This window comes from uncultured Gimesia sp., from assembly GCF_963972345.1.
Lineage (GTDB): Bacteria > Planctomycetota > Planctomycetia > Planctomycetales > Planctomycetaceae > Gimesia.
The window spans coordinates 1-5523 of record NZ_CAXAVM010000301.1 but is presented as its reverse complement, the minus strand read 5'-3'; the positions used below and the strand labels follow the sequence as shown (position 1 = coordinate 5523).

Sequence of the window (5523 nt, the reverse complement as noted above, 5' to 3'; positions counted from 1 at the left end):
CGCCACAACCGCTTCACCACAGGCAGAGGGCGAGGGAAAACAGGATTCCCGCCCGGGCAGGATTCTTTGTATTCAGCATCTTTATCTCCCGCTCAGATTTCATGAGCAACTTCAAGTGTGATGTTTCGTTGTCACTCAATAGCTGAAACCACCGACGGGCAGGCCGTCCTGGGGATGTCCCAGTTGTTGATAGGTGAGAAAATCCATGTTCTCACTGAAGAAGTGCACGCTGCCATCCACCAGGAGAAAATGGGCGCCTCCTTCGTGATAACTGGAGGCGGCGAAGCCATCCACCCAGCCATGCGCGCCGGAACTGATGCGGGTCTGCGCATTGCCCCAGACCGCAAACGGGTGGTTAATGGGATACGCGGTCGTCATCGGTGAGTGCCAGGCAGCCCAGGAGGACCAGGCATGAAATCCGGGAGAATTCTCACCCACAAACAGGACATTCGACGTGCCATCCAGTACATCACGCATCTTCATGGTCCGGTTCGGTGTCACAAGACTGTTGCCGCCACCGCTGGCCTGCAGTCCCATTCGACGGTCAAACATGCCGTGGGGCATCGGCGAGGCAGCCAGGGTCTGGTCAAAGGCGCGGCCGTCAACACCCTTGTAAGTGGTCACGGCAATGTTGTTTCGCGAAGCAGCCGGACACGTTGCTGGAAAACACCAGTTCGACCAGACCATATTTCCCCCGCTCACATTATTCGCCGAGGGATCACTGGGGCAGTGATACAGGTTCAATGGCGTCTGCGCGACTTCCAGGTTCCCGGCATCGACAATATTTCCGTTGAAGTTGATTTTGTTATACAGGGGAGACTGATCTACATAGGGCAGGATCAATGCCCGCCAGCCAAACGAATTTCCCGTATCGCCGTGACTGATGGGGAAGACATTGTGGCTGTCGTGGTAGTTGTGTGTCGCCAGTCCCAGCTGCTTCAGATTGTTTTTACACTGGCTTCGGCGGGCCGCTTCCCGCGCCTGTTGAACAGCGGGCAGCAGCAGGGCAATCAGAATGGCAATAATAGCAATCACAACCAGAAGTTCGATGAGCGTGAATCCGCGATTCTTAAAGATGGAATGTTTCATCTTTTGTCCCTCTCAAACAGTTAAAAATACTGCGCAGGCCTGCCCGGGGGGAGTGGAGCGAACACAGTCGCACCTGGGCCTGACAGCGATGGATAAATATAAATGATTTAAATGTAGATCGATTGCGCTTTCTGTCTCAATTTCTATGTTTTGGGTGGTGTCACCGTTTCCGGTGCCGGACCAAGTGTCATCCCGGTATAAACTTCTGCAGGGATGATGCTGGTTTCGGATGTTTCGATGGGGAGCGCGCCGCTGCGCATCTGGTTCAGTAATTCGACTGCACGATGTCCCAGCTGGGTTTCGTTTACGGTGACCGATGCGATCTGCTGCTGGAGCACGCTGTGCCGAATCTTGTCTCCGACGCCGATCAGCGATATGTCTTCAGGCATCCGCAGTCCCATTCTTGTCAGATGCAGGTAAATCCGCTCCGCCATCGAGTCGAAGCTGGTGAAGATTGCCGTAGGACGCTCTGGTCGATTCAGGATTCGCTGCAGGGCCGCTTCGATTTCACCGTCCAGTTCCTGCATATCAATGACACCGTCCGCTCCGAAGTAGCAGTGCTCGGCTGCCAGTTCGCAGTTGACGTGGGCCAGGGCGTTGCGAAAGCCGTCCAGGTAGAGATCGGTTGTCTGCGTGCAGTGCGGCGCGAAAAAGGAAACGCGACGATGACCCCGTTTGACTAAGGCGTCTCCTGCCAGCACGCCGATCTGTTGAAACGGGAGTCCCAGCAGTGGAGCCGTGATTCCTTCGACAGGACGGTGACACAGGACCACGGGGATTCCCGCTTTCTGTAACTGGCGGATCTGGTAGGCGGGAGTGGGGGGCGTACTGGCTGGGACAATCGCCACGCCCCCGACCTGATTGTCGATCAGCTGCAGAATCGCATTCCCCTGTTTATCAATATTGTTTCGCGTACAGCAGACCAGCATCTGATTCTGGGACTGGCTGGATGATTCTTCAAAGCTGTGCTGCAGAGACGGGTAGTACCCTGAGAATACTTCCGGAATCACCAGAGCCAGGATATCCAGGCCGCTGGCCAGTCGCTGTCGCGCGTTTTCATGTACGAACGTGCCTTTGCCCTGGACACGGCTGACCAGGCCATCCCGTTCGAGTACCCCCATCGCCTGGCGAATGGTGCTGCGGGCGCTCTCAAACAGGGTAGCCAGCTGCTGTTCAGACGGGAGTGCCATGCCGGGCAAAAGGACTCCGTCCTGAATCTGCTTTTTGAGATGATCCTGTATGCGTTCATACTTCGCGCGGGGTGAATTTAATTCACCATCATCGGGCAAAGTGGTTGTTTCAAGTAATCTGGTGGCTGATAACACCTTGAAGGTATCCCTGAATTGAGATAGAAATGAAAGGTACGTACAATATGGTACAAGTGGAACTCTGTCTGTCAAACAAAATTCAGAGAGAATCGACCTGAAAAATGCAGCAGGTCCTGAAATGACCTGCCCCGTTGGTACAAAAGAATACCTTGTTTTGCGTTAAATACGTACGTACTATAGCAATACGGGTTTGCGTGAATTCAGGTTAAGTTCCACCCAGTATTTGAGAAAGTGGTTTTTCCGGCAGGGAAAAAGGAACCACTCCGCCTATGATCAAAGGGGGTGTGGCAGTCACATCAGCGGCAAGGTTGCCTGCGTATGAGGGGGAACCCCACTGCCGTACAGTGCAAAGTCTGCGGTGTCTGCAACAGAAAATTAATCGTTCCCGGTATTCAAAGCGGAATCCTGCTTGCATCCCGTGAATAAACTGTTTCTACTATTTAAGTAGTGTATATTGCGAAAATTCCTGCCTGATCTGAATCACGGGACAAACTCCCGGTTTACCTTGGGTTTAGAACAAACTGACCCCCAGCAAATTGAATCATGCCTGACGATCTAGTCTTTATGATGGGGAATTTCGAAGCCCGAATTCCCCAGGACCGTGTTTATAGTAAATCACACCTGTGGTTTCAGCAGACTGCTGACCACTGGCGCGTGGGCTTTACGGCCTACTCGGTGCGGTTGCTGCAGGATGTTTATTTCCTGGACTGGTTTATCGACCCGTTTACGAATGTGCAGGAAAAGCAGAAGATAGGAGAGATCGAAAGCTCGAAGGCGCTGTCCGATCTCTACGTTCCCGCCAGCGGCAGGGTTCTGGAATTTAATCAGGAATTATTAAACGACCCCTCTGGCATCAATCAGGCGGATAACTACGACAAAGGCTGGCTGTTTGAAATGGAGTCCGATGCGCAATGGTTGACGCCGGCGGAATATCTGCAAGTATTAGATGACGGCTGGGAACAGACCCAGCGGATTATTAAAGGACAACTCAACTAAGACGGTCCAGCACAGTTGTGCTGCAGTTTCATGTTGAAAAAGGTTTACGGAATGGCTGATAAAAAATTGACAGTGGTGATCTCGCAGGCGCAGGGAAAAAATCCCGCCAAACGTGACCTGGAAGAATCACTGGCAGCGGCGCTCCTGATGGAACCTGATGTCGAAGTTTCTCTGGTACCCCATCTGTACGATCTTTCCGCCGATCATACCGGAACACTCTTCCTGCAGGCCTTGCGCGGCGATCTGGTGGTGCTTTCGTGGCTCTATCCCCGTGCGAATCACTGGATCATGGATCGCCTGGGAGTCCGCGGCAGGGAAGGAATTGTTCTGCTTAAAGAAGAAGTGGATGAAGAGGAAGAAGAAGCGCAAAAGGAAAAGGCACCCCCCTTCGAAAATCCCGAACGGCAGAAATCGATTCCCGATCGCAAAATTTACTCCATCGATCTGAAAGTCAGTTCCAATACCGACGATTATCTGACGGAAATCAAGCGGATCGCCAGTGACACGCAGGTTCAGACATTTCAACTGATGGATATGATTCAGCAGAGTCCGCGACCCGCACAGATCGAGAAATATCTCAAACCCCTGGACATCATTCAGGGACAGAAAAATAATACCGCGAAAGCAGAAGTTCCGCAGCTGGAGCCCACCAAACGTCGCTGGTATCCGGTGATCGATTACGGCCTGTGTACCAACTGTATGGAATGCATCGACTTCTGTCTGTTTGGCGTGTACGGCGTGGATCAGGGCGGGCAGATTCTGGTGGAAGAACAGGACAGCTGCAAAAAAGGCTGCCCGGCCTGCAGTCGCGTCTGTCCCGAGAATGCGATTATCTTTCCCGGTCATAAGACTCCGGGCATTGCCGGCGCCGATGGTGAAGTGGCCGGTCTGAAAATTGATCTCTCCAAACTGTTTGGTGCCCCCGATGCACTCGAGATGGCTGCCAGGGAAAGAGATGTCGAACTCGTCGCCGAAGGCCGCGATGCGGTCGGTATGTCCATTGGCATTCCCCAGCGAACAAAGATATCGAAAGAGACCAGCGATGAACTGGATGATCTGATCGACAGTCTCGATGCCCTCGATCTGTAAGCACCGAAAATAAATCTGACCCCGTAACTTAGAGACCTGTATGAGTGAGACCATCTCCTGCCAGCGAGTTCAGGCAGCATACCAGAGATCACGCGCGGAATTACTCACGTTCCGCAATCAGGCTGGCTACTGGACGGGAGAACTTTCCACTTCGGCACTCTCCACGGCAACCGCCGTGATGGCACTCGAGATGATCCGCCGCAAACGACCCGCCGCTGATACTTCTCTCGACACTCATATTAATAACGGTATCCGCTGGCTGGCCGAGCATCAGAATTCGGATGGGGGCTGGGGTGATACCGTCAAAAGTTTCAGTAATATCTCGACCAGCATGCTCTGTCATGCGGCCTTTCATGCTACGAAGAGTACCGACAGGTTCGTTGCGCATGTGGTCAACGCCCGGCAGTACATCGATCGCACCGGTGGTGTCGACGCGGTCGTGGCCCGTTATGGAAAAGATAAAACGTTCTCGGTTCCCATCCTCACCCATTGCGCGCTGGCCGGGCTGGTCAAATGGAAGACCATTCCCGCACTTCCGTTCGAGCTCGCCTGTCTGCCGGCGCGATTTTATAAAACGGTGCGGCTTCCGGTTGTCAGCTATGCCTTACCGGCTCTGATTGCCATCGGACAGGTCAGGCATCACTTCCGTAAACCGCGCAATCCGATCACGCGATTCATACGCAATCTGGCAGTCAAACGCAGTCTGAAAAAACTGATTTCCATCCAGCCCACCAACGGCGGCTTTCTGGAAGCCGCTCCCCTGACCAGTTTCGTGACGATGAGTCTGGCAGGCATGGGGTTGACCGATCACCCTGTCGTGCAGAAAGGACTGCAGTTTCTGCTCGACTCCGTCAGACCCGACGGCAGCTGGCCCATCGATACCAATCTGGCGACCTGGACGACGACTCTGTCAGTCAACGCGATTGAGGGGACACTCCCGGAGTTTGAGAAAACCCCCCTCCGCCAGTGGCTGCTGCAGCAGCAATACAAGGAACTGCATCCCTACACTTCGGCTGAACCC

Annotated in this window: 5 protein-coding genes; 3 read left to right on the top strand and 2 right to left on the bottom strand. The window is 53.5% G+C overall.

All coding sequences use genetic code 11. The features are described 5' to 3' along the window. Window positions 1–135 precede the first annotated feature (135 nt). Both AACZ40_RS28020 and AACZ40_RS28015 read right to left on the bottom strand, forming a co-directional pair. On the bottom strand, window positions 136–1089 hold the full coding sequence (locus AACZ40_RS28020; RefSeq protein WP_291169694.1) for a DUF1559 domain-containing protein: 954 nt from the start codon (window positions 1087–1089) through the stop codon (window positions 136–138). Window positions 1090–1232: 143 nt separating this feature from the next. Continuing rightward, window positions 1233–2414 carry a substrate-binding domain-containing protein gene (locus AACZ40_RS28015; RefSeq protein ID WP_291169696.1) on the bottom strand — a complete coding sequence of 394 codons (1182 nt, stop codon included), beginning with the start codon at window positions 2412–2414 and terminating at the stop codon, window positions 1233–1235. Between the two features lie 546 nt (window positions 2415–2960). Between AACZ40_RS28015 and AACZ40_RS28010 the strand changes: the two genes are divergently transcribed. The 3 genes from AACZ40_RS28010 to AACZ40_RS28000 form a co-directional block, all read left to right on the top strand. Continuing rightward, entirely contained in the window at window positions 2961–3413 is a 453-nt protein-coding gene (locus AACZ40_RS28010; RefSeq protein WP_291169699.1) for a glycine cleavage system protein H, read from the top strand. A 51-nt stretch (window positions 3414–3464) separates the two neighbouring features. Then, window positions 3465–4502 (top strand): ferredoxin family protein, encoded by a 1038-nt coding sequence (locus AACZ40_RS28005; RefSeq protein ID WP_291169701.1) that lies wholly within the window; start codon window positions 3465–3467, stop codon window positions 4500–4502. A 40-nt stretch (window positions 4503–4542) separates the two neighbouring features. Continuing rightward, window positions 4543–5523: prenyltransferase/squalene oxidase repeat-containing protein (locus AACZ40_RS28000; protein ID WP_339676864.1), on the top strand; the 981-nt coding region annotated here is incomplete at its 3' end.